The 25,016-nt window shown below is 38.5% G+C and carries 25 protein-coding genes; 4 read left to right on the top strand and 21 right to left on the bottom strand.

The window, feature by feature from the left end; translation table 11 throughout:
* Nucleotides 1-27: 27 nt before the first annotated feature.
* From C942_RS17380 to C942_RS17370, 3 genes are all read right to left on the bottom strand, one after another.
* Entirely contained in the window at nt 28-861 is an 834-nt protein-coding gene (locus tag C942_RS17380; RefSeq protein ID WP_007468130.1) for a DUF6602 domain-containing protein, read from the bottom strand.
* Nucleotides 862-989: 128 nt separating this feature from the next.
* Nucleotides 990-1,586 carry a hypothetical protein gene (locus C942_RS17375; protein ID WP_036800835.1) on the bottom strand — a complete coding sequence of 199 codons (597 nt, stop codon included), beginning with the start codon at nt 1,584-1,586 and terminating at the stop codon, nt 990-992.
* Between the two features lie 161 nt (nt 1,587-1,747).
* Complete coding sequence (locus C942_RS17370) at nt 1,748-2,644, bottom strand: DUF2971 domain-containing protein (RefSeq protein ID WP_232428191.1); 897 nt, start codon at nt 2,642-2,644, stop codon at nt 1,748-1,750.
* A gap of 228 nt (nt 2,645-2,872) precedes the next feature.
* Between C942_RS17370 and C942_RS17365 the strand changes: the two genes are divergently transcribed.
* Complete coding sequence (locus C942_RS17365; RefSeq protein ID WP_007468127.1) at nt 2,873-3,823, top strand: IS110 family RNA-guided transposase; 951 nt, start codon at nt 2,873-2,875, stop codon at nt 3,821-3,823.
* A gap of 29 nt (nt 3,824-3,852) precedes the next feature.
* Here the strand turns inward: C942_RS17365 and C942_RS17360 are convergent, their stop codons facing one another.
* From C942_RS17360 to C942_RS17340, 5 genes are all read right to left on the bottom strand, one after another.
* Nucleotides 3,853-4,737 (bottom strand): CBS domain-containing protein, encoded by an 885-nt coding sequence (locus C942_RS17360; protein WP_007468125.1) that lies wholly within the window; start codon nt 4,735-4,737, stop codon nt 3,853-3,855.
* Nucleotides 4,738-4,888: 151 nt separating this feature from the next.
* Nucleotides 4,889-5,548, bottom strand: a complete 660-nt coding sequence (locus C942_RS17355; protein WP_007468123.1) for a BUD32 family EKC/KEOPS complex subunit — start codon at nt 5,546-5,548, stop codon at nt 4,889-4,891.
* Nucleotides 5,549-5,620: 72 nt separating this feature from the next.
* On the bottom strand, nt 5,621-6,100 hold the full coding sequence (locus C942_RS17350) for a hypothetical protein (protein WP_036800832.1): 480 nt from the start codon (nt 6,098-6,100) through the stop codon (nt 5,621-5,623).
* Nucleotides 6,101-6,249: 149 nt separating this feature from the next.
* Nucleotides 6,250-6,717, bottom strand: a complete 468-nt coding sequence (locus tag C942_RS17345) for a 2TM domain-containing protein (protein WP_036800829.1) — start codon at nt 6,715-6,717, stop codon at nt 6,250-6,252.
* A gap of 228 nt (nt 6,718-6,945) precedes the next feature.
* Nucleotides 6,946-7,509: a hypothetical protein gene (locus tag C942_RS17340; RefSeq protein WP_007468117.1), complete on the bottom strand. Its 564-nt coding sequence runs from the start codon at nt 7,507-7,509 to the stop codon at nt 6,946-6,948.
* Nucleotides 7,510-7,646: 137 nt separating this feature from the next.
* On the opposite strand from C942_RS17340, the gene C942_RS17335 reads away from it, so the two are divergent.
* A complete protein-coding gene (locus C942_RS17335; protein WP_007468115.1) occupies nt 7,647-8,834 on the top strand; it encodes an IS4 family transposase in 1,188 nt (395 codons plus the stop codon).
* Nucleotides 8,835-8,958: 124 nt separating this feature from the next.
* Here C942_RS17335 and C942_RS17330 read toward each other — a convergent pair whose 3' ends face one another.
* The 10 genes from C942_RS17330 to C942_RS17285 all read right to left on the bottom strand — a co-directional run bounded on the left by C942_RS17330 (nt 8,959) and on the right by C942_RS17285 (nt 19,031).
* Nucleotides 8,959-9,651, bottom strand: a complete 693-nt coding sequence (locus C942_RS17330) for a hypothetical protein (protein WP_007468113.1) — start codon at nt 9,649-9,651, stop codon at nt 8,959-8,961.
* Nucleotides 9,652-10,328: 677 nt separating this feature from the next.
* On the bottom strand, nt 10,329-10,949 hold the full coding sequence (locus C942_RS17325; RefSeq protein ID WP_036800826.1) for a hypothetical protein: 621 nt from the start codon (nt 10,947-10,949) through the stop codon (nt 10,329-10,331).
* A gap of 140 nt (nt 10,950-11,089) precedes the next feature.
* Nucleotides 11,090-11,980 carry an SIR2 family protein gene (locus tag C942_RS17320; RefSeq protein ID WP_007468108.1) on the bottom strand — a complete coding sequence of 297 codons (891 nt, stop codon included), beginning with the start codon at nt 11,978-11,980 and terminating at the stop codon, nt 11,090-11,092.
* Nucleotides 11,981-12,117: 137 nt separating this feature from the next.
* Nucleotides 12,118-12,984, bottom strand: a complete 867-nt coding sequence (locus tag C942_RS17315) for a hypothetical protein (RefSeq protein ID WP_007468105.1) — start codon at nt 12,982-12,984, stop codon at nt 12,118-12,120.
* 126 nt (nt 12,985-13,110) lie between these two features.
* Complete coding sequence (locus C942_RS17310) at nt 13,111-13,764, bottom strand: AbiV family abortive infection protein (RefSeq protein WP_036800878.1); 654 nt, start codon at nt 13,762-13,764, stop codon at nt 13,111-13,113.
* Between the two features lie 126 nt (nt 13,765-13,890).
* Nucleotides 13,891-14,379 carry a hypothetical protein gene (locus C942_RS17305; RefSeq protein ID WP_157372650.1) on the bottom strand — a complete coding sequence of 163 codons (489 nt, stop codon included), beginning with the start codon at nt 14,377-14,379 and terminating at the stop codon, nt 13,891-13,893.
* Nucleotides 14,380-14,998: 619 nt separating this feature from the next.
* Nucleotides 14,999-15,559: a hypothetical protein gene (locus tag C942_RS17300; RefSeq protein ID WP_007468100.1), complete on the bottom strand. Its 561-nt coding sequence runs from the start codon at nt 15,557-15,559 to the stop codon at nt 14,999-15,001.
* 173 nt (nt 15,560-15,732) lie between these two features.
* Nucleotides 15,733-16,731 carry a hypothetical protein gene (locus C942_RS17295; RefSeq protein WP_007468098.1) on the bottom strand — a complete coding sequence of 333 codons (999 nt, stop codon included), beginning with the start codon at nt 16,729-16,731 and terminating at the stop codon, nt 15,733-15,735.
* Nucleotides 16,732-17,275: 544 nt separating this feature from the next.
* Nucleotides 17,276-17,575 carry a hypothetical protein gene (locus tag C942_RS17290; protein ID WP_007468096.1) on the bottom strand — a complete coding sequence of 100 codons (300 nt, stop codon included), beginning with the start codon at nt 17,573-17,575 and terminating at the stop codon, nt 17,276-17,278.
* A gap of 874 nt (nt 17,576-18,449) precedes the next feature.
* Nucleotides 18,450-19,031, bottom strand: coding sequence for a hypothetical protein (locus C942_RS17285; protein WP_036800819.1), 582 nt, complete (start codon nt 19,029-19,031; stop codon nt 18,450-18,452).
* Between the two features lie 580 nt (nt 19,032-19,611).
* Here C942_RS17285 and C942_RS24445 point away from each other — a divergent pair.
* Together C942_RS24445 and C942_RS17275 are read left to right on the top strand one after the other, a co-directional pair.
* Entirely contained in the window at nt 19,612-20,376 is a 765-nt protein-coding gene (locus C942_RS24445) for a winged helix-turn-helix domain-containing protein (RefSeq protein ID WP_007468095.1), read from the top strand.
* Nucleotides 20,360-20,842: a hypothetical protein gene (locus C942_RS17275; protein ID WP_036800816.1), complete on the top strand. Its 483-nt coding sequence runs from the start codon at nt 20,360-20,362 to the stop codon at nt 20,840-20,842. The genes C942_RS24445 and C942_RS17275 overlap by 17 nt, the downstream gene beginning before the upstream one ends.
* Nucleotides 20,843-21,069: 227 nt before the next feature.
* Here C942_RS17275 and C942_RS17270 read toward each other — a convergent pair whose 3' ends face one another.
* The 3 genes from C942_RS17270 to hipB all read right to left on the bottom strand — a co-directional run bounded on the left by C942_RS17270 (nt 21,070) and on the right by hipB (nt 24,542).
* Nucleotides 21,070-21,552 carry a tetratricopeptide repeat protein gene (locus tag C942_RS17270; RefSeq protein WP_007468091.1) on the bottom strand — a complete coding sequence of 161 codons (483 nt, stop codon included), beginning with the start codon at nt 21,550-21,552 and terminating at the stop codon, nt 21,070-21,072.
* Between the two features lie 1,431 nt (nt 21,553-22,983).
* A complete protein-coding gene (locus C942_RS17255; RefSeq protein ID WP_007468087.1) occupies nt 22,984-24,294 on the bottom strand; it encodes a type II toxin-antitoxin system HipA family toxin in 1,311 nt (436 codons plus the stop codon).
* Nucleotides 24,294-24,542 carry a type II toxin-antitoxin system antitoxin HipB gene (hipB, locus tag C942_RS17250; protein WP_007468085.1) on the bottom strand — a complete coding sequence of 83 codons (249 nt, stop codon included), beginning with the start codon at nt 24,540-24,542 and terminating at the stop codon, nt 24,294-24,296. Before hipB ends, C942_RS17255 begins: the two co-directional genes overlap by 1 nt.
* Nucleotides 24,543-25,016 lie beyond the last annotated feature (474 nt).

Below are 25,016 nucleotides of genomic sequence, written 5' to 3'. Positions count from 1 at the left end.
CTCTTGAATAGTTTGTTAAGTGCAACACTACTCTTCCCAATTTATACTGCGATTTGACTGATAAATCTTCTCGTAATACTTGTACAGATCAATTTGGTCACACTCAATCCCTTTAATTTGCTCAACGAGATAAAGGAACAACAAGTAAATATTGTTACTCTCCTGACACCTCACAAGCCTTCTGTTCTCAGGATGGCTTTCTTTCTGCTCCTTAGTGATAGGTACACCAACAGGCAAATTGTCAAAGTAAATAGCACCTTTTCCTAATATCACGATAAAGTCTAATGACTGGCTAATCGCTTTATTTCGCTGATAAAAATCACTTGGCATTGAATCTTGATTTAAGGATAGTGTTTTATCGATTTCAGCCCACCACTTATAAACTGCATCTACCGATACATTACAGTCATAAGCGACTAAAAAGTTATATATTCTTGGTGGTACTGTTGCCTGTGGATTCAACGGGCGAGCTACATTTCTATCTAAACTTTTAACTCTACTTGCAGCTTTAATTGCTTGCTCTAACCCCTTTTTATCTAATGTTGATTTAACTTCAATTGTTGTATTAACTGACTCGACCAAAAAAGCATGAACTGAACTGGAATAGTTTATTTTTGGAAATGATGCATTATATAAAACCACATCAAACTGGTTCCTATCATCTCCCACATTACTATCATGTGAGATTATTTCACCAGTACCAATCCTGACACTACTTCCAATATGATCAGCGAGAAATTCGCGAATGAAGTCTTCTCTGGCATTACCTTTATGTAATGGATGTCCTGAGTTTGCAGCTATTCTAGATTTTGCCAACAGCAATTTTTCTATTGCACTAAAGTGTTCAACTAATAAATTCATTCTTTAAATCTCAAATGTGGCACTTAACGCCTGCGATAAAGTGCGTCCCACTGAACCAACAAAGCGCACCGAACTTCATACCAAAAATACCGAGTGTAATGCATCACCTTAATGGTTTTGTTATATGTTTACTGACAATGTTTGTAATAATAATCAAAACCTGGCTTTAGAACCCTAGGATCAATTGAGTATTTTAATCTGTGTGTTTCATAATTATCGTTAGCATCAATCAAATCAGACATGGAAGCATACTTCTTATATACCACCTCAACATTCACATTTGAATTACCATTTAAAATTTCCAGTATCTCATCAAAATAGAACGTTTTCTGGTCACCAAAGAATAACCCTAAATTTCCATAATATGTAACATCTGTAATAAAGTATGGAGATTTATTATTTCCAACTTTCACGGTTGTTATTTTACTTCTATACCCTATTTTATAGGGCAATGGTAATCCCGCACTATGAACCAACAATTCACTTTCATCGCAAGGTCTTTTAGCCAATTGTGCGCATAAGTTTTTTACTGGTCGCATATCTAGGCAACTTATATCAAAAAATCCATCGCTGCCTACGAACCTTGTACCTGCACTGAAAGAAAGTATCCCATTTTCATTTTTGTTCTTATACTCCCAATCATTAACTCTATCAAAATGTTCGGCTGCAATACTAGAACTAGACATCAATGATGCAACCAATATTACTTTTAGCTTACAAAACATAATTAAGCATCTATATAAAATTTAATTTTATTAAGTGACCACTTTTCGCAGGGCACACCAACATATAACGCCTGCGATAAGGTGTGCCCCACCGAGCCAACAAAGCACACCGAACTCTGAACCAAATCCGCCGAGTGTAACGCATCACCTTGATTCTTTTGTTATGTTTCGACCGAAACAAAACCGCTCAGCATTTTCTCATAATCTTTCAATAATTCAGACTTACATACTATAGACTTTGGAATATTAAATAGCCGACACACAGTATTTACACTAGATGTAAAAGGCTCGCCTACATAAGGTGATATGTATACTTTTTCAATTAATTTGGTTATATCGATATCGACCATCATCGGTTGCAATTCATAACTTTCCCAATCAGAGGCGTGAATTTGAGGCACAGAATACAAACGTACTTCATTTTCATGTTGAAATTCATTTCGCTTGAGTAATGGAGATATATCTCCATCAGTTATACAATCTTGAGGTTTAAGCGTATCACTTAAGAAGTCGAGATATTTAATTTTACCTAACCGTAATGGTAAGGTCTGCTCACACGAACATATAGCCTCAACTAACGAAGCGACAGATGTTTTGATGGCAATTCCCTTACCACTATCTGAATACAATTTCCACATTGCTTCAGATTCGGATTCACTGTTATACCAACAATTTACCCCCGTTGACTTCACTATCTTATTAAATGACGGAATAAGGTCTTCTCGTTGAGATTTGATATTGTTCTTTGCTCTTTCAATACTATCTAAATCACTTTCACTAGCTTCATGTATCCCAGCCCCAACACGCTCATGAAATGCTTTTTCTAGTTCTAGTATTTCTTTTTCTTGTACATTAATGCGATCCAAGACTATATTCATCATTGCTTCAAATGCCACCTTCGGAACGTGACCTTCGAACGGATCAGTAGACTGATAATAGCTTAGAGGTGTTAAGAAAAGCCTTTGATTGTCTAATAAATCAATAAATTTATCGATCGACATATATCTCCAAAGTGACATTTTAGCATCTAAACTATCACCAATAATCACTTTACTCACTATTTCCCCCTAGAAACATAACGCCTACAATAAGGTGTGCCCCACTGAACAAACAAAGCGCACCGTACTCAAGACCAAAACCGCCGAGAGTACCGCATCACCTTGATTGCTGGTTCCTCTGTCGTGAGACCGATAACAAACGTGAACACTGTATAGGACTCCAAGCACAACACTCGAATAGTCTACTGGGTCTCGAACCCGCATTACGAAATGCACAGTTAGCTTATTATGGATACTTCAACAATTCAAAACATTAACATCGGCGTCGATACCGGAAAGTCTCAGCTCGATATTTATATCCGACCTCTCGACATCTTTTTCTCACTTTCTAACGACGACAAAGGTATTAAACAAGCCATCAAAACCATCAATCAATACTCACCACAACGGGTCGTTATTGAAGCCACTGGTCGATTAGAAATGCCCTTCATTCCTGCTTGTGCTGACGCCAACATTCCTTATGTCATCGCTAACCCTGTTCACGTTAAGCGCTTTGCCGGCGCCATCGGCCAACGAGCAAAAACTGATAAGCTTGATGCCAAGCTCATCGCCCACTATGCCGAAGCTATACAGCCAGCCTTAACCAAGCTCAAGCATGATTCCATGCGGCTTATGGCGGATTTAGTTGTCCGGAGAAATCAGCTTCTCTCGATGCAAACCATGGAGAAAAAACGACTCCAAATTATGCCAAAACAACTGGCTATGACTATCAAACCTATCCTTACCGCATTTAAAAAACAGATAGAAAAAATCGAGTGTAAACTCATTAAACTAATTGAAGGCTGCCCCGAATATCAGGTTAAAAATGAAATACTACAAAGTATGCCTGGTATCGGAAAAATCGCAGCAGCATCTATCATTAGCAACCTTCCCGAGCTCGGCTATATCACTAATAAACAAGCTGCTGCACTTGTCGGGGTCGCCCCCATTAACCGGGAAAGTGGGCGCTATAAAGGACACAGAAAAATACAGGGTGGTCGAGCCCAGGTTAAAACAGTTTTATACATGGCTATGATGTCTGCCATGCAATGTAACCCTGTTTTTAAAAGTACCTATCAGCGACTGCAGGCTGAAGGGAAACCCAAAAAAGTGGCTATCATCGCCTGCGTCAGAAAGATGGTTATCATCCTCAATTCAATGCTGAGAGATGGCGTCTTATGGGATGCAAAAACAGCTTAAAATTTATCTGTTGACGCCATAGTCGTTTGTTATGCTGATGTTGTCAGATATTCTACAAAATCGACCGCACCAGCCTTTGCTTCAGTTTCGATCAGTTGGTCTGATTCTGTAAGGAACCTATCTACATCTTCCAAAACACTCACAAAGCTATCCCAAGGAAGACTAGCGATAATTGAGTCTTGGCTATGTGCTATCTCATTACGAATTCGCTCCGCATATCGTATAAAACGCTCAACGCCCTTCTTATTAAAACCAAAACGCTCTCTAAACTCTTTGGACTTTGCTAATAAGTCACGCTTATCTGCTAATTGTAAGCAATCTAAGAGAGATAGATCTTGGTTATTTTGCTTACGTAGCTCGTAAGTTTCTTGAGCTTTGGCAACTCTCTGTTCTGATATGTGTTCTTGCCAACCGTTATCTGGATATTCATAACGAATCCATGAGTTCAGATGCATTTCAAAGAGCGATAACATGCCAAAAACATATATTCGTACAGGAGGTTTATTTAAGTCAGCTTTTGTAATTATGCCGACTATCTTTGCTCCATGATTAACATAAAGGAAGTCACTCGCTTGAAGGACATTTAGAAGGCTGGCTAAAGGAGTAGAATCAGATATGACTTGTTCAAGTTTAATGTCAATCCGATATTGATTTATGCTGCCATCTTTTAGATCTGATGTGTTCACATAACCAATTACCTTTTGGTTTTGATCAATTACCCCCGCAGTATCAAACTGCCGGTGCATTAGTGTCTCTTTAACATGACCAGATGGGTCATCTACACGACAACAAAGCAAAGGCTCGTATATATCTCGAACTGTGACACTATCGATAAATATCTTTTTCAATGCACTAAAACGAGTTCCGTTTCTACGATAACCCGTTATTGGTGACATCCACAGTTGATAACCCATTTGATAAAACCTCTGAATTTAAAAAACAGCATAACGTCTGCGATAAGGTGTGCCCCTCGAAACCAACAAAGCACACTGAACTCCGTACCAAAGCCGCCGAGTGTAACGCATCACCTTGATTGCTTTGTTATATTAAATTAACCCACCAAGCCTAAACATCTTCACAATAAGTTCTGAGCCAAGAATTTACTATGTTTGCAAATGGCAGCTTTATTGGTACACCAGAGTTTGCGCATTCATTGATTTGAGTAGGGTCTTTCGTTTCTTTGTAAGCTTTCATACCCTTTGAATTTGCCCAATAGTACAAACCCCAGTTGGCCAAATCCCACTTTTCATCATATGGATTATGCTCATAATCAACGTAATAAAGAATGCCATTACTCAATACGAAATTATCGGGAAAATAATCTATGTTCAAACCTAGTGATTTAAGAGCCTTTGACATAGCACAAACTTGTTCAATACATGAATCAGGAAGAGAGTCGTCAATTATTAATTCTGTAACAAGATAGCCATCAATATACTCTTTGATGAGATAATTTTTTTCAATGTTTACATCAAGAAGCTTAGGAATTTGAACCCCTGATTTTTCCAAATTTTCATACGCAGAAACTTCAAGCTCTACCTTATTTGAGTCACCAAATGAATAATACGCACATGGTTCATAGTGCATTAGTTTGACGACGTATTGATGTCCTGAGTTTTGAGCTAAGTATGAATATCCAGACTTTCCCTTCCCCAGAAATTCAGCAATTTCAAGATCACCAAGATTTGTGGTGATACTGTTACCTACAGCATTTGTAACATCCACTGAATTTTCCTTAATTTATATAACGCCTGGCATAAGGTGCACCAACACCAAACTTACCAAGCGCTTTGAACTTCACTCCAAAACTGCCGAGTGTAACGTGTCACCTTGATGCCTTGTTATGCCAACAGAACTCAAAATAGCCTTGATTTTGTTGAAAGCAACTATGGTATCAGGAGAGAAACAACCGACTTTAACTTTGTAGTAATCTCTAGCCCAATCAAATAACAGAGGGCCATGAATTAAACCTTGCTGCTCTGGATAGATGCTTAAAAACGATTTACTTAACAAGACTATTCTTGGAAAAAGGTGGAAATGAATAATACTGGCCGCTTCTCCAAATTTGCAGCAGTACACTTTTTCGGGAGCTAACACTTTTGTAATACTTGATTCAACTTCGCTAAGTAATACCCCAAGCTGACATTTAGCTTCATGAGGAAGTTCACTTAACTCTCTTTGGTTGTCTTTATACCTCACGATTAAGTAACCCGGCACATCACAATCGTTGCACTGACTTACAGTAAAATATTCTGTCTCTAGTATTGTGGTATTCATTATTCCATCATTCCTTAGGCATAACGCCTAAGCACATGCGCCCGTTACCGCAAATAACAAAATTGACTACCGTAAACACCAAAGCCAATTCATACCAAAGCTGCCGAGTAAAACGGGTCGCATGGTGCTTTTTGTTATGTGCGAACTATCTATAATCTCCGTCCTAATCGCTTTTCTATTTGCTTTTTCTCCCAGCGCTCATTGAACCAATTAAACCATTCATAGACATGAGCAGCATGATTAAGCACACCGATACCCCAGCCTAATGCAGGCCAAATAGCCCAAATATAGCTGGAGTCTGTAAGTAAATTTATTAAGAACAAAATAATGATGACGACCAAATAATTTGTTAGATGGGAATAAAACCCTTTCAAATCTCTAACATATTCAACTACTGCCAGCTCATCTTTCTGATTTGTGTTGGTATCCATACTGCAATCAACCTCTTGTAATTCATTGACATGAACATCAAAGACTGCTGCTAAGGACTTTAACGAATCAAAACTTGCCTTTTGCCCTCTTTCAATTCGCTGAATTGTACGAACACTCAAACCTGTCATTTCAGCTAATTGTTCTTGAGACCAAGCTTTCGATAACCTTAATTTCCTTAGTTTCATCATTACCTCCTTTGATGTGAAACCACATTGCCCCATAAACTACCAAAAGGTAACGACACTAAGGTGACAAGCACCTGACACACATTTAAAATCAAACACTTAGGAGAAGCACATAACGCTTTGCTAAGGTGCAGCTAACCAACCACTGAACCCTAGCAAAGCCACGTAAACACTGAAGCCAACCGAACCAAAAATGCCAAGCGTGCTGAATCACTCTTAAATTGTTTGTTAGGCTTGTGGTTCAGGTGATTTCGGACCTATTGTGTTCTGGAACTGCTCTACTGGAAAAACTTCACCGTTTACGTAAAAGTATTTTCTGGTGATTGTTCCCTTTAAGTTTTGCGGTTGATTAAGCTCAGAGGAATATTTAGATTCATAGAAGTAATCTAACTCTAGGTAATTGTTTTTTATCTTACTTACGTCAACCACCGCTTTGAATAAGAATACTCGTTGTTCTGGAGTTGGTGTACTTACTGGCTTTTCTAACTGAATACCTGACACTATTTCATTGTTTGTTGTTTTGATATGCCAACTTGATGTAAAGGGAATATCATTTTTCGCGGTAATCTGTAGTACAAGCTCTCCTGTTGGTGCGTACTTACCCAATGTGACATCCAAATCAGGCGCCGTGTTTTTGAGAGCTATTTCAGCATCTTGTTTCAAGAACACAACTCGCTCTTCCACTTTAGCTTTCACAAACTGCCCCGAAAGTGCCACAACAAAACCTAGTGAAATAAAAACATAAGGGATAAATTTTACAAACTTAGTTAACTGCTCAACATCATTCCACATTCTGATTATCCAACGAAAAAGCCTAACGCCTACAACTCAGGAATCCCCACAAAAATTCCTTATTGCTCAATAAGTAGACACGCACCTTACCTTCTGATCTAATGAATTCACCACAAAAACAAAAAGAGGAAAACAAGATGCGTGATATTCAGATACTACATGATCCCCTTAGAGAACAATGCTCTAGCATTCACAAAAAGCGACTTAACTCACTGATGGATTCGGTGAAAGCACTGCTAAATAACGATGCGCTGACCCTAACATTACTTGGCCGTTCTCTCCCTTCTAAAGCAAAGACCAAACACTGTATAAAGCGGGTTGACCGTTTATTAGGTAACTGCCAGTTACACCGAGAAAGGCTGGATATTTACCGCTGGCACTGTCACCAAATATGCTCAGTTAACCCACAACCGATCGTCCTCGTCGACTGGGCCGATATCCGGGAATACAAACGCCTCATGGTACTCAGGGCATCCGTGGCTGTTGATGGTCGTTCCGTTACCCTTTTCGAGCAATCCTTTACCTTTAAACAATACAACTCTCCCCGTAGTCACCAAATATTTCTTGATAACTTCAAAGCTGTTTTACCCTCGCATGTCATACCCATTATTGTCACAGATGCCGGTTTCAGGAACACCTGGTTTCGGCAAGTAGAGGCTATGGAGTGGTGCTACCTAGGACGCGTTCGCGGTGATGTAAATACCTTTTATAACAAACAATGGCATCACATTAAGCAACTGTTTAAAAAGGCAAATAATAAACCCAAGTACATTGGATTGACCCAACTGGCTAAACGAAAACCATTACTCTGCCACCTGCATCTCTTCAAAAAAGAAACGTCAAGAAAACGCAAAGACAGACCCAGAGGTCGAGAGCACTTTACAGCACAAGCCGTTCATAGAAAATCAGCAAAAGAACCTTGGCTGCTCGCCACGAACATCCCAACCGACATCTTCTCTTCCCGCTGTATCGTCCGCATCTATGAAAAGCGTATGCAGATTGAAGAGACTTTCCGTGACCTGAAAAGCCCTCAATATGGCTTTGGCCTCCGACAAAGCCGAACCAATGACCCAAAGCGGCTCGATGTCCTGTTGCTAATCGGCCTTCTCACCTTCATGGTCTATTGGTGGTTCGGCATTGCTGCCGAACATGCCGGTTGGCACCGCCACTTCCAGGCTAATACGATAAAAAAGAGACGAGTTTTATCCTTCGTCAGACTAGGAAAAGAAGTCTTTCGACGGATGGAATATCACATTACAGATTCAACATTACGCTGGGCACAACAAGAGTTAATTATGATGGCAAGGAGCAGTTATCATGCGTGAATTTTGTGGGGATCCTCCAGCGCCTGCAATAAGGTGCCCCACCCCGAACTAGCAAAGTGCACCGAACTCCATACCAAAACCGCCGAGTGTAACGGGTCACCTTGATTGCTTTGTTATGCGTGTTTTAGCTTATTACTGACTCTATAACCTCCAAATCACCAAAAACGCAATCCACAAAATATCTCTTTATAGGTTTAATAAACACACCAGATTCTAGAAGAACCTCAAACTCATGCTCCATATTAGATCCGGCCTTTCTAAATATTATCGCTTTCTTCTTTATTTCTTGAGATACAGTCAGAATCCATATCACAGGGGTTAGATTCCTGTTTGGTAGGAAATCATTCTCAGCATGCCACAGAGCTATTTGTGGACAAAGAGTAGTTGAAAGCGGGCGATCAGTAATTATTTGTTGGTCGATTGTCGTAGATCCGCCGTGAAAGAGCACCTGATTTTCAGCTAGATACGAGCCAAAATCTCTTATTTCAGCATTAACATCCGACAAAATGGCTCGTTGAGGTATATTTCTATACCTGTTCGTAGAAGGTATATCCTTGAGGTAAGGAGTTAACCTTTTTACATCTCTGAATTCTAAACTACTTAATATTTGCTCTCGATAATTATAAATTAAGCCTGAATGCCCATAGTTATTAATTGTATGTAACAAGAACTCACACGGATCATTGATCTTTTCAGTTTTCTTTAACTGTCTAAGAGGCGGAAGACCAAATTTAATTGCTTGTTCGTGTTCTTTTATTTCCCAATCTGAAGGGCCATCGAACAGTGGATAAAAATCAATTTTTGGAAATGTAGCCATATATTATTCCTGATAACGCATAACGCCTGCGATAAGGTGTGCCCCACCAAACCAACAAAGCACACCGAACTCCATACTCAAACCGCCGAGTGTAACGCATCACCTTGATTGCCTTGTTATGGCAAACTCAAGGAATTTTAACCACTTACCAAGCACGCTACCGCTACAGAAATATCTGCTCGAATGCCAGCCAGTTTACCTTACCATTAAAACCAGGACAGATATTTGTACTTAAACTTCATGAACCAACAAGCAAAATCAGTAGCCATTAGACAAAGAATTGCTCTCTACCAACAGATATAAATCGGAAGCTTCGGGGAGAATTTGCAAGAATTGAAACTCGATAATCCGAAGCCCAATTTTGATAGTTTTCTATCGATGATAGTTTCTGTCATTTCCAACTGCGTATGCTGTTGTAAAATCAAGCGTGTTGTGGATAAAGACCGTCAATCTCACAGTTCGTTATACCGACAAGCGTTCAGTTATATCGCCTGAGAAGGTCGGATTGATAGCAGCTAAGCTTGACCCAGAAAACTTGAAGCGAAAAACCACGTTGCCTGTGCTTTTTGTGCCATAACGCCGGGCATAAGGTGCGCCACGACTAACCTACCAAGCGCACCAAACTCCAGACAAAAACTGCCGAGTGTAACAAGTCACCTTGATGCCTTTGTTAGGTTTCATTTCGCATAGTTAAGGATTCTTTGCTCTAAGTTTCCACGTGCAGTACAGGTAACACCATCTAATGTAGAAAAGTCTGTTTTTGTTGAAAAATCGAATATAAAATTATCATTACCAGCATATTGATTACTGAAATTATGATATTTTATATCAACATCGACAACATACTTTGTATTAACATTAACTATCGTACCATCCCCCTCTGGAGCTAAATAGATATTAGTTCGACCATTAAGCCTTGAAGTACGAGTTGCATTAAATGCATTACCTTGTGAGTTAGTAAACGTATATCTTGCACTATCCGAAGGATCATAAGTATATGTTTTCTTTCCATGAGCATTAGAAAATTCGCGCGTGGAAGTGCCACAGTCAACATAATCTGAAGGTTTATTTGTTGAGAACGAAACGTTAATTATTCTAGAGTTTTTTTCGATGTTGTTTATTACAAAAAAATCTGAAGATAAATTTTTAACCAAACGATCCCAGACTACATCAAAGCTTTCGTTGATTATTTCTTGGTTTTTTATGTTATATGTCTGCGGATTACTATAATTTAAATTTGATGTAGCACACCCTGCAAGGGTTATAGAAATTGCTGCTAGAGTTAAAGTTTTCTTCATAACTTTTATTCCTTATCCTTTTTTTATAAATCCATTCTGAAACCTAACGCCAGCAATAAGGTGCCCCGCGCTAAACTATCAAAGCACGCCGAACTCCATACCAAAACTGCCGAGTATAATGGGTCACCTTGATTGCCTTGTTAAGCGCTTTTCTCAACGATCTTACTAACTGCATTTTTATAGTAAGTACCTTTATTGATCGAATGACCGCCTACTGGAACAATAGATACACCTACACTTTTCAGCATGTCGATTTTACTTTTAGAAGTATTCACATACTCCTCGGGAATGTAATAATAAATTTCATTAGTAATATCTAGGCTTTTGCTATACTTGGATTTTTCCCGAAAAGTTAATAACCACCAAAGATCTGTTTCATTAAAATCCAGCGACAAACCTAAAATATGAATATTTTTAGTAAAGAATAAATCTATCCATGAATGATTTTCGATAACCTCGTCTTTAAACCTTTTCGTCAATGGCAAAAAGCTTTTCTTTTTATATGTATCTTTTGTACCTGATACAACATAACTTCTCATATGCTGTAAATAACCACTGTAGTGTTCATAGCCTAGTGTTATAGAAAGATGAGCATTCGCAGAACCATGAATATGCCAAAACGTTTTGTTCTCAACCTTGTGATTCCGGAAAATATTGTATTTACTTTCAGTAATGAATCCACTATTGGTAAGTTTATTTGCATTACTCGTAACAGTTGATTCAAGAGATAAATCATAATTTGTAGTAAGAATATGATTTGTATTAAGACTAACTATTGCCTCATGAATGAAGCTGCTTTTAATTTTGTTAATATGATCAGCAACAAATTTTTTAATCTCTCTCTCACTATAACCACCATTTCTCACTGTTTTAAAATATATCTCCTCATATGCTAATGGAAATGGCTTATCTTGATCAAAATCTACTGAAATTGAAAGGTAACTTGTTAATTCAGCAAGTAAATCACCCCATGAATTCCCGGGATTTACATTATTAATGTCATTCCCCACTAGTACTGCGAAATCTTTCATTTCCCCTCTTAACGCTTAACGCTTAACGCTTAACGCCAAACATAAGGTGCGCCACGATGAACTTACCAAGCACATCAAACTCCATACCAAAACCGCCGAGTATAAGGCGTCACCTTGATGTTTTTGTTATGTAATTTTCACTTAAAGTGCTTTATACACTCTTTCCACAATGGCATATCACCAACGCCTATTTGATCTACTATCGGTACTTGGCAAGTTGGCTCAGAGAGCTTACGCAATAGTTTTAACGTAATTAAACCTGGGTTAAATGCACATGATAATAGAACCTCAATAGCATCACTATACTTTGAGGATAATGCTATGATTTTGTCTTTATCAAATCCCGTAGAAAAAACGAACGTATTTTCATCTATTGAGGACATAAAGTTCCCTGTGCTACTTGCAGCTGGGTGAGTGTACTCGCAAAGCTCGGAATAACATTCATAAAGCTTTAAGCTCTTATTTTTATCTAGACTGTTAATATATTTAGCGGCACTTTTGGCTTGATGGCTGTCTGGGACATCCTCTTTTTTACCAACTCTGCGGGCGTGTGAGAAATGAATTAACTTGTCTTCCAATTCTTTTGAAACAAACCCTACCTTTTTCTTGTACTTTCCGGTAATTATTTTATTGATTTGCTTATTGTTTTTTGCTAGTGCCACCGGCACTCCATTGAAGGAGTCAAACGTGTCTGCAGCAGACTCAATCAAAGCTCTGAAACAAGCAGTATAAGGTAAAAAAAGATTGTTCTTATAAGAAGACTCCATCCCCATAACCCATTGATAATTGCGATATATAGATGCAACTGATGCGAAGTGAGCCCTAAATAAGATTTCCACCCAATACTGTTTTAGGCCAGTATAAAAATCCTTATACATCAATAATTCATGCTCTTTATGTGACATAAATTGATACTTCGTGATATCTATATTTTCGACAACACCAAATAATGTATTAAGCATATCTTGACCATTTTCGCCAAAAATATCACTTGTGAATTTCAATATGTACTCCTTTGATTGATGAAAGTTACATAACGCCGGGCATAAGGTGCGCCACGACTAACCAACCAAGCGCACCAAACTCCATACCAAAACTGCCGAGTGTAACGCGTCACCTTGATGCCTTTGTTAGTTGCGCAGTCTGTTTTTGCTAACCCAAGATTCATTTCGTAACCCACTTTTATGCGGCCACTGGAGTAACTTAGAAAAAATCTGATAATCAAAAACCTCATCCATGTCAGTCACACCTTCAAAGTAAAACTCATATTCTTCGATACATTTGCAATATCGCAATAACTCACTATTCACAAGTGAAATGACCTGCTTGGCATCCTCTTGCTTAATTTTCCATGGAGTAGAAACTCGACTATCAACGTTGATCTTGCCTTTATTACGTTTCAGGCCTACGTATATTGAGTTTTGTTTCTTCTCTTCTAGTTTACGGCTTTGAATTAACTCAATGAACTTGGGTGAAAAAAACTCTTGCTCCCTAGCTACAAAATTCCACTGTTTCTTAGGATGTAAATACAACAACTTAAGCCACTCATGCTCAAACTCAGCATCAGGATAGCCCTCATTTGTTTCACTGCTCCAAACATAATGATCTATCCAGTTTGCTTTTGATAGTTCCTCAACAGCTAATACAGATAACTGAAACGCAGAAGGATAAGAGCCATTCTCATATAAGAGGATTGAATCAAAATGTAGGCGCAAAACATTACGGAGTGATTCAGTTGCTAGTTTTTTTAATTTGTACTTTGAAATACCGTCTTCTTTCTTCATTACTTCCTCGTAGCAACTAACGCCTGCGATAAGGTGTGCCCCATTGAACCAGCAAAGCGCACCGAACTCCATACCAAAACCGCCGAGTGTAACGCATCACCTTGATTGCCTTGTTATACACATTTTTCAGAAGTTACAACGACCTACTGGATAAGGTAACTTCAGATTTTGAGGCTCTAAATCTGGAATCACATATTTGAAATCATTTAGAGTAGCCTCAAACATAATATATTCAGAGCTTGAACCAATATAACGCTCAGCAGCGCTGGGGACTACTTTGTATAGGTTACCAGTAAAATTCAGTGTGTTATTTGGAAGCACTCGTTCATATGAACCATTGATGCTGAGGTAACCAACTACCCCATGCTCTTTTAAATACTCTTGATTGGAGTTATTTCCCCACACAGGAGTAACACGGACATTATCGTTTGAGAATAGCTCGCCAACTTTGAACTGAACCGGTTCAAAGCAGTTCTTTTCAATTTGAATATCACCACAACCAAACAAAAGGCAGATAGATGATAATATCAATAGTTTTATATTGCTTACCACGTTGTTCCCTGTAGTGTATAACGCCTGCGATAAGGTGTGCCCCACCGAAGCAACAAAGCGCACTAGACTCCGAACCAAAACCGCCGAGTGTAACGCATCACCTTAATTGCCTTGTTATGGCAAACTCAAGGATTTGAATCACTTACCAGATACGCTACCGCTACAGAAATATCTGCTCGAACGCCTGCCAGTTTACCCTACCGATAAAAACCGAACAGAAATTGATACATAACTTCATGAACCAACTAGCAAAATCAGTAGCTACTGGACAAAGAATTGCTCTTTACCAACTTATATAAACCTGAAGCTTCGGGAAAATTTGTGACGATAGAAATCTGTTAGCATTTAGCCAATATTTGAAAGCTGATTTTCGATGAAGTTTCTGGCGTTTCTTACAGCGACAACAGTTAGAAAATCAAGTGTGCTGCGGACAAAGCCAGCCAAATTCACAGTTCGTTATACCGGAAAGTGTTCAGTTATATCGCCTGAGAAGATCGGCTTAATAGCCGCTAAGCTTGACCCACAGACCTTAAAGCGAAAGCCACGTTGCCAGTGCTTTTAAGCCATAACGCCTGAGCACATGCGCCCGTTATTTCGCAGATGCCCAAATTAATTACCTTAAACACCACCGCCAGTTAGTACTAAAACCGCTGAGTGTAACGGGTCGCCATGGTGCGATTTGTTATAACCATATGCACGGAAATTCAATTAACAGATAGGAGAGACCGAATGAACTCAAGATGCCGAACAGGGCTAAAGAATGATCGTCTTCTGTCATAACTTTAAAGAACACACTAATTCCACCGATAAAAAAACATAAGAATGGAATACTAAAAATCGTTGTTTCTATTTTATCCATTTCAAGTGCAAAAAACTGAGCTGTAACAGCAATGCTGATAAATGAAATCAACAATGCAAAGGCTAGATAACCACCACCCATTAACGTCAAACGCTGTTTAAAATTGATATGAGATTTATCTAAAACCCAATCTATTAGTAATGCAGACGTAACAATAGAACCTAGCCCTACTAACCAAAATATATCATTGAGATATTGATGGCTTTGTTGTGTAACTGATGCCATCATAGGTAGAGTAACTGCTGATGCTGTAACCAATAATGCAGCCATCGCAATTGCAATATTAACTTGTACGGATTCAGACCAATCAGGTGTTAGTTCCAAAACTGTTGATTCTGGCTCATTATCTTCCGATACAGCCGTTAAAGCTGACTCACTACTCATTTATAGAAATACCTATCAATTCAAAAATCTAAACTAAAGCAAGGTTATAACGCCCTGTTAAGGTGTGAGCAACGCAATACCGAAGCCGCCGCATACCAGCTTAAACACTAAACGCAACGCATAGTCAAAATGCCACGCGTTGCGAATCACTCTTAAACAGTTTGTTAGAAGATTTATGGCACGTCGAATATATCTTGCCAACTTGACGGAGAACCAGAGTAAAACATCTGTTCTTCAGAGCCTTCTTCATAATCGTCAGCATCCCAAGCACCAATAAAATCTTCAACCTGCCCTTCCGTCATGAATAGCTCTAAATTTAATGGATGCGGTTGCTTACGTCGTACATAGTCCATACGATGGCTATCTTCACCATCATGGAACTCGAAACCTTCAATTTCTATATTACATACTTGCTCTGCATGTTTGTTTAGCAGAACGTGATCATCCTTTGAAGTATTTTTCTTAACAGATGACTCGAGTAGTTCGGAGTTAAACTGTGCTACCTCAGCTAATAAAGTTGCAAAATATTCTATATCATAATCAAATCCAAGATTAGCATCTCCGCTTGCAGGTGCTTTATATGATATGAGTTCTCGCTGAGCTTTTAGCTGGTTACAAAAGCTCTTAACTTCTTTAGCTTTCTCTTGGTCAAACTTAGCAATCCAATCACACGTTAAACTAATTGCTTTTGCGTGAGAAATTTCTATGAGCTTACCATCTTCCCAGTCTTTATCAGGAAGCATAAAAACTACACCACGAAGCAAAGACAAAACAGCATAATATTCAAGGTATGGAACAACCACCCGTAGATTCGACTCTTGTGCAAACTCTCGCTGCTTTAACAGTACAGTCGCATTGAGGATCATTTTGGTGGACAAGTAAGTTCGTGAGGTCCACTGTGAATTAAGGTCTTCGTTCCAAGATTTGGTTAGCAGCGCATAGCGGCTAGCAATATCATTAGACGCTTTATTGAATTTTTTCTCGGTACCTATTGAGAATAACTCTCGATAACTATAATACCAATTACGCCCTGCAAAATTCATAGCTTTATTTTTACCCACCTTTGTTTGAATATTCTTCTGTAAAAACAGTCCATCAACCCAAAATTTTAATGCTCTAACAATTCGAAGAAACAACTTTTTTGCATTAAAAATGAACCCATATTTAAACAATTTTTAACCTTACTTAATTAAATCTTCTAACATTTTATTCTACGAACCATGTTCGCATATCTTCCATATAGGGAAGATATGCGAAAGAAATATGCGAACTTAGTTCGTATATCTCGACAAAGTTCCACTTAAAAGAAGAGCAAACTAAAATATCAATACGCTACCGCCCTCAAGAATGAACCTGCCTAAGTATGTTTTTCTGGGCATTTTACTGGTTGATGTACTTATTTCTTTGACATTGATCGGGTTGCGTAACTTTTAACTTTATCGAGAGGGTTTGAAACTTAGAGGTCTTACCAATTACTCGGTTCAAGAGCATCGTTGATTTGGGAAATCTTTTTAATATCTATAGGTAGAATGAGAAGTTTCTGCTTTGAACCGCGGGAGTTAACTTTCTAGTTAAAAGAAATATGCCGGATTTAATTTAATCGTATCGAGCAACATTATGCAATAAAACACATATACATATCAATACCCGCTTTTTCTTTCACTGGTCTCCTCATCAGGATTTAGGTTTAACTAACGTAAAGACCTACAGTTAAGACTAGCCCCAGGTTTTATTGGTCTTGGCGTAGCGTACCACCTGATAAACCGCTATATTTTCGTTTGTTAGCCACACGATAACTTCGGGTATACACTGAATGGGCAATTCTATTTCGTATCCGTGAGATAACGTTTCTATTTTTTCAGCTGTTTCAGGACCAAGAAATTCTGAAATAACATTTTTAAATACCCCTTCGAAGTCACGAACTTCAAAATATACACGGTAAACGTCTGAGGTATAATCCAATGGCGTTCCTATCTCCAAGGTTTCATACTCTGGGGTTGCATCAGTATTTTTCATCTAGCTTTATCCTTAACTCAGACATCTTTAAATTAGATTACCACACACAATACTAATCAGTAGAGAACTGTTGAATCTCAATTAAAATTTAAACCGTACGGACCCTAAGTAGTAAATGATATTTAGCAGCTCAGCTAAAGGTTTTCATGAAAAATTTGTTACATAGCATAAATGATAGCCAGCAATTTTACGTTTATAGTGACTGAACCGTGTCCGAATCATGTCCAGATCGTGTCCGAATTTTTTATAGAAACAGATAATTAAGACGAATTTCGATTAAAAAAGATTTTTTTTCAAAAAAAGACAGATCAAAGACTTAAGAAAAGGACACGAAACGGACATGATTTGGACACAGTATGGACATGATTCGGACAATCAAACGTTAGCGTTATTGAAAATAATATCAATAGGCAGAACCATTGAAACACCAATATCGCGTGTGACATATACATCGCCCGATCTTTCAAATTAAAATATTTTAATTTTTTAATTGATTAGAATAATTTTAATAAAGCTGGCTATGCCAGATTTTATCAATCCAAATTTTCGCGTCAAGGCACTTGTGGCAAAAATGTGCGTCGGGGGTGGCTGGGAGTGGATGGGAACGAGCTAGCGGGGGTGTCCCCCTAAGAAGCGGCAGAAAAGAGTGAGGGAAACTTGAAAATCAAGGTGGTTTTTACACATAGTAAGTATTAAAGTCACAGATAAACAAAGCTAGTAGTTATCATCAATGACAGTAATTAAAGTCCATCAAAACAAATTTCATTTAGATTAAATACAATTCAATTATGAACTGCATATTGTGTTTAAAAACGTCATAAAAGAATACATAATCAAATAATTGTTATATATTCTTCTAAGTGTCTTTATATTTCTAAATTTTTAGCTTTATAGTAGAATTATCAGTTGATTTACCTTTCACGTCAGCACCAGATCCAAAAATAAAATGTGGCGCCGCAGTAATTCTACTGCTTCCAGTTTGGTGTCCACGGGCTTTAAGCATACCAACACCACCCTTATAGCAAACCAGGTTACCGCTAAATCCCCTAGACCTTAATTTCTTGGCTAATTTTTTTCCAAAGGATTTTGAGAAGAAAGTGATGTTGTTGCCGCTGAAACAAGCAAGCACATGAATAGTAAGATTATAGTTTTTTGCATGTGTTAAATTATAAGCAAGTCTATCGGCTAACTCAGATGCGGTCCAAGTTACATGCTCTGCATCATTAAGTTTCCAACTAATCATATTTGTTGAAAACTTATGTCCATGTCCCACAACAAAGAGGTGGTCGTTCAAAGTTATATCTTTCCAATTCGCATTTCGACGATTTGCCCCGGTGCGAGTACGCCCTGCAGGCGAACAATCATCAAAAGGAAGTATTGAATCAGCTCTGGCCATCCTACTTATTGTATCTAGATGCCAGTTTTCATCTCTAAATGGTAACCAATAATAACTCATTACTTCGCAATACTCCGTTAATTGCCATCAAAACATTATCTCTTCAGCGTTGAGCCTAAATTCAATTTTATTATCACTTTCCTATAACTCTTCGCTTAAGTAGACATTTTATATTCTCTTGAATGTATGAAAAAAATCCATGTTTTTCGCTCAATACCTAACATCGTTAAGGTTGATATGTCATAGCTTGGCATAAACCGCAATCGTATTGATAAACGTTGGCAATAATAACGACATTAATAACAATAACCACGTCATAAATCAGACAAATACAGGCATCTTTATGTCAACATTCTAATTTTGAGTGTTTAAAGCTATCTTATTCCAAAAGTCAGTCAAAATGACAATGTATATGAAATCTGATAACTACAGAAGGTATCAGATTTTTTCATTGCTATAATTTGGTAATAATCAGATAAAAATCTAGAAACAATCACTCTGAGATCACAATAATCCCCTACGGCTTTAAATTGGTCTTGATTATCAACAGATGATGCTGTTCAGTCTTAAGCTGAAGTAGTATTATAGATGATATTTATATTAATAAGAGTTAATCTAAAACGTGTGGACATTTAACCCAATGTCATATCATCAACTGACGAACCCGTTAAAACAGCGAGCACGGAGACTCAAATCAACTGAGTGTGAAATTCTTCAGATGCTTATCCAACATGAGGGAGAGTACGTCAGCAGAGAAACGCTACTTAATGAAGTTTGGCGAGGCCGGGTTGTTTCTCATGAAAATATCGCGCAATCAATATCTCAACTTCGTATAGCACTTGATGATAACGGAAAAGAGCAGAAAGTCATAAAGACAAAACCTAAAGCTGGCTATATGTTGCTACCTGACCACATAGAGGTTCAACATACCCGACCTGCCCCAGAACTACCGGAAGCCACCGTTCCTTCATCAACCCTAGATGACAAAGATGTTGAACTAACGCTGCAACAAAAACTCATTACAACTTTACTGTCAGCAAAGGTAGTAAAAGATTGGCCATTTTACGCGCTGTTTATAATAGCAAGCATGAATATTTTTTATACTCACGACCTATTTTGGAATGCAACGAATCCGCCTGAATATAACACCACTACATACCAAACTAATGGTGTCATGTTTATCATTGATCACCACACTGCAAGTTTGAATCTTTATCAACATATAGAGAAACAACTACCTGAAAATATTCACAATGTAATGATATCCAAGAATCCTGACAGTTTTTACGTATCCTGTATCTTCACGAATAAAAAAACCGGTGAGAGAAACACAAAAAACCTATCGTTTTCCGTTGAGTTAAATTTTGATTACATTCAGGAGAAGATTGTTGAAAAGTGCAACTAAAGTATGTGTTGGTTTATATGCAACCATCTCACTATGTGTATTACTATATCTTACATATACAAATAATATCTATACACCCAAGACTATAGGGCAATTTTCTGCTAAAACTCTTTATTCCGATAAGTTTATCTATTCCACAGATGAAAATGATTACTATAAAGAAATTAACAAGATAAAAGAAAATATACTCGGTTTCCGCACGATTACAGCCTCAATTGCAACACTTGAGACTGATACGATTTTTCATACAGCCTATTTCGTTTTATTCACAAAAAACAATACATTTCTGTCTTATCCTCGTGATGACGACAAATACAAGGAGATGATTGAAACTGATATTGTAGAAGCCGCACAGCAACAATACCCTAAGCTAGAATTTTTCAAAGTTATTTATGAAGATGGTAAGTTTGTATGTACATCCAGTATCAACTCTCATACCACTACATGCAGAGAAATTATCCGGTAGTAAAATATCATGGCGTCAATTCCATTAAAAAAAGAAATAATCCCACAGTCTGTGATGACACCTCTTCTAAAATCATAGAGTGTGGATTTCTGCGCTAAGTATGAATGGCTTAGGTTCTATGTATGGCGAAGTCACAAAAATGCCAATTACAATATACTGCAAATACCTATGTAAAAATAACCACAATAGACATTCCTACTAAGCTAATAGCCACGCCACTGAAAAAACTACCAAGTGCGATCCAAATCTTCAGCATAGAGCGCAATTGCCCTTTTATACTCTAAAATTGCTGCCTCATCAGTGGTCTCAAGCAATAGATTCAGTAATAGCGCAGTTGCCTCTTTATATCGGCCTATGTTGTATAAACACATAGCGTAAAATGGTTTAGCCTCAATCGCATCAGGGTATTGGTTTATGATGTTCTCAAAAACAACTATCGCCTTTTCGTAAAAGCCTAAGCTTCTGTACGTACTAGCAAGTCCAAATAAGCCATCAAAAATCTCAGTCTCTGTTAAATGGCCATCCAACGCCTTTAAATAATGCTCGATTGCTTGAGCTTCTTTCCCCTGATTATCAAATGACCAAGCCATATGTAAATGTGCCCGACCTTTTGTCGCTGGAGTTGACAGCAGTGGCATCAGCAAGGCGCGGCTTGCCTCAAATGCACCTTGCTTTCGAAGTTCAATGGCCTGCTCTAAGATATCCTTCATTTTTATATACCCTTTTTTCTACTTGGTTACACCAATACCACTTAGACTGCTTAGAAATGCTAGGAGTTTCAATGAGTGGCAAGCCACTATTATCGCATAAACCGAAAACACTGAACGGAATCTGTCGAAATATTTGTACTACAAATAAATTTATCTCGATTATAAATAATTTGGTAAAACTCCTCATGCTCATGATTTAAAAGGTGTGCTTCACTAAAATCATGTTCAAAGTCGTCACCGGTTACATGCTCATGCGATTTAGTTTTAAGTGAATACACATCGTCACTCAAAAAAAACAGGGCTGACGTTTTATACGACCTTTTTTTAAGCGTACTTCCTATAATTGATGAATCCACATCGTAATAACCGAAAAGCTTCTCTTCAAACGTTGTCATATACTTATACGTCTCTATCCCTTTGGGATAGTGCACACGCTTTTCAGAATAAATGGTTTGATTTACCTTATCCCCTAGCGCCATCTCTGAGTATTCGTTGTTCTTATAGAGAATTACAGCAAGAAGAATAAATGCACACAGGATATATATCTTAATAAATATTTTTATCATACACGTCACTAATTAATGCAACTGCATTAAACAACAACTCATAAGTAACCTTCCCCCACAGGAACATCAACATGGTCCTTTTCACCCTCAGAGGGAACAAAGCTGCATTTGTGGGCACTTATGCCATTATTGTCATTTCCCCAACAGCGAGAGGAGCAATGACTTCTATTTTCTTCATTCTATCATGTAGTAGAAGTAAGGCAGTATTTGAAAGAGGCAAAACCTTTGGCAAACACGATATTCTTTGCCAAAATCACAAACAGCCACAACAGCTCTTGTAAGAACAAGGGTTTAACAGAAGGCACAAATGCGCCTATTAGTTACGAACGAACTAACTACGGAGTATCTTGCAATGAGGTATCAGCTTTATTGCCAACTGGCCATTTTCGTTTAGATCAATGAATATTGGAGCTTGGCAATCCAACCACCAGCACTGGGCTATCTCACAAACTCTTAATGAACTAACCCCACACATCAGCAGCTTATTCTGACAGAAAGTAGTATAGGCATCTTTTGATAAAAAGCTTTTCACTGGCAGTTAGTGGGCGAGCTTAAGCCAGACGTATTAATTGCAACAGATGTAAACCACAACTACGAAGCAGCACCAGGAATTGGTAACCGCAAAATGCCCCCTCTTAAGATGGGTGACGCCTTTACCATTGGCTGCGGCTCTGTTACCTAAGAATATACTAGCCAGAGGCGCATAATGACGCCTCTGATTTTTTCTTACAGGTCAACGCATAAACCGTCTTTTTTCATTATCGCATTCACAAACAAAGTGGGTCCGGTAATTTATATAGCTCAAAGCCTCGTCAATATTTATAGCATTGGAAGCGACTTGCTCAGCATTGGGGCAATGCGAAGCTTATCCTAAAGCTAGTCGCTTAACTCGTGCAAGTGAGTGCTCAAATATTACTTTTTTTATATTTGCGGGAAAGTTTTCCGGTAAACGCTTATCAAGGCGCTCTATCGCTGCTGGTAGCGCCACAACAAAATCATCAAGTATTTCACTCATTCGCTCTTTGCTGAAACCAACATCACTAGCAGTTGCGATAAAGTGACGAGCATAGATCTTATCGATTTGATATTTTTTGCCTTTTGAAGCTTTTAGCCCCATCGCCAACTTGAGTTTACGAATATTTAATCCTGAGCCACCGACAATTGGATAGGCTGAGAGTATGTCGTAAAAAGGAGTAAGCCGATACGCCCCACTTTGTTCCAGGAAAATTGAAAAGTTCTTCGCATGCCCATCGGTCGCTCCAACAATCCACTGGAACACCTGAAAACGCATAAAATCATCTCGGTCCTGCAATGCGTTACTAGACCCCATCAGAAGCGCCATGATCTCTTTAATACTCGCACCACCATCACTTTCATATTTAAGTGCTGACGGCTTACCCTGAGCCTGGCAGATATCTTCCTGAGGAAGCCTAATCAACCAACTCGAATCCTTAGCCCAACGTCTGTCAAAACGCTCGACAGCGATTGCTTTCATCTTGCCCGCGCGCACGATTTCAACTTCCGGCACCTTAAAGCCAAGTTCCCGGGCAAGCTCTATACACAAGAATTCGTTTTCCACACTGTCTTTCATATCCAAAGTGGCATGAGGCTGACGAATTTCACCGATAGGTAATTTAATAATGTGGGTCGTTGGAGTGCTGCCATGTGGAACACACCATGTTTGACCGATGCGTAGAAGTGCGGTTTTCTCTTGTGCACCGGCCACTGAAATCCTGAACTCATCATCGTCTTCAAGCATCCCGAGCGGCGCATTTGACATGTAAGCCGATAGAATACGCTCAAGCCGTTCTTCTGACAGCTCTTCATATTCCAGCTTTTTGACATTCTGAATGGCGTCCGGGGGAAGCAGAGTGATAGCTCCAACACTATCTCTCCCGATCATTGATAGTAAATCAAATGCCTGAGTTGAATCAGCATGATGCCTAGCAACAATCTTTGCTCTCACCTCAGGAAGATCTGGCAATAGATTATCAAAGTAGTTGATTACTGAGTCTGATGTGATCTTGTCATATTGTAGAGGCAGTGAAAGCGATAAAGCTCGCGCACGATGGCTGTTAATCCATTCTGGCGAGTATCGAAACTGATGGGCACCATTAGATTGTTTGATAAACTCGCCCACCAAATCATTATTCATGTAAGTGAATAACTTTTTCATCACCAATCCTCATCATCTTCAGGCTCAACATTGCTCTTTTGGCTTTGCACCACAATCTGTAACTCAACTTCCAAAGCTTGAAGAATTTTAAACAAGGTAATTAATTGAGTTTTATCTGGGTTATTTTCAAAATTAGAAATAGTTGATTGTTTAACGCCAACACGTTTAGCCACATCTTCTTGCGTCCAGTTGTGTTGAAGTCTAAGTAACCTTAACTGGTTAGCTAATTGTTTTGGGCTGTAAATCATCAGTAGATATCTTAAACCTTGCTATCCTCACCAAAGGATAATTAAGTTCATATCCTCTGTAAAGGATATGGAAGGCAATATCCTCATAAAGGGATATATATAGCGATATCCCCTAGTATGGATAAGATGTGCTAACTGCGCCAGAGGGTATGAGTGAAGAGAGGTTAACTGTCGCAGAGGTTTTGAATTACATCAGCCTGAATTTAACTCACAACGTGCAAAACTTAACCTGATATTGAAATTTTTTTAGCTACTGAAGTGTAGTAATAAGGTGTACGGATGTGATTACAGAGGGAGACTGACGGACTAATTACAGAGGGGCTTTATCGTTCCTGCGTACCAGTCTCCGCATGGAACTCTCAACTGTTAATCATCGCTAAGCAGCAGCTAGCGATGATTTTGCTCTATCTACTCGTAGGGCCACCGTATTAATTTTATGCCTTAGCCAAATACGCCGAACCGTAGACTGGCTTA

Source organism: Photobacterium marinum, assembly GCF_000331515.1.
GTDB classification, from domain to species: Bacteria; Pseudomonadota; Gammaproteobacteria; order Enterobacterales; family Vibrionaceae; genus Photobacterium; species Photobacterium marinum.
The sequence above is the reverse complement of the archived record's forward strand: the minus strand, read 5'-3'. Positions and strand labels throughout refer to the sequence as shown.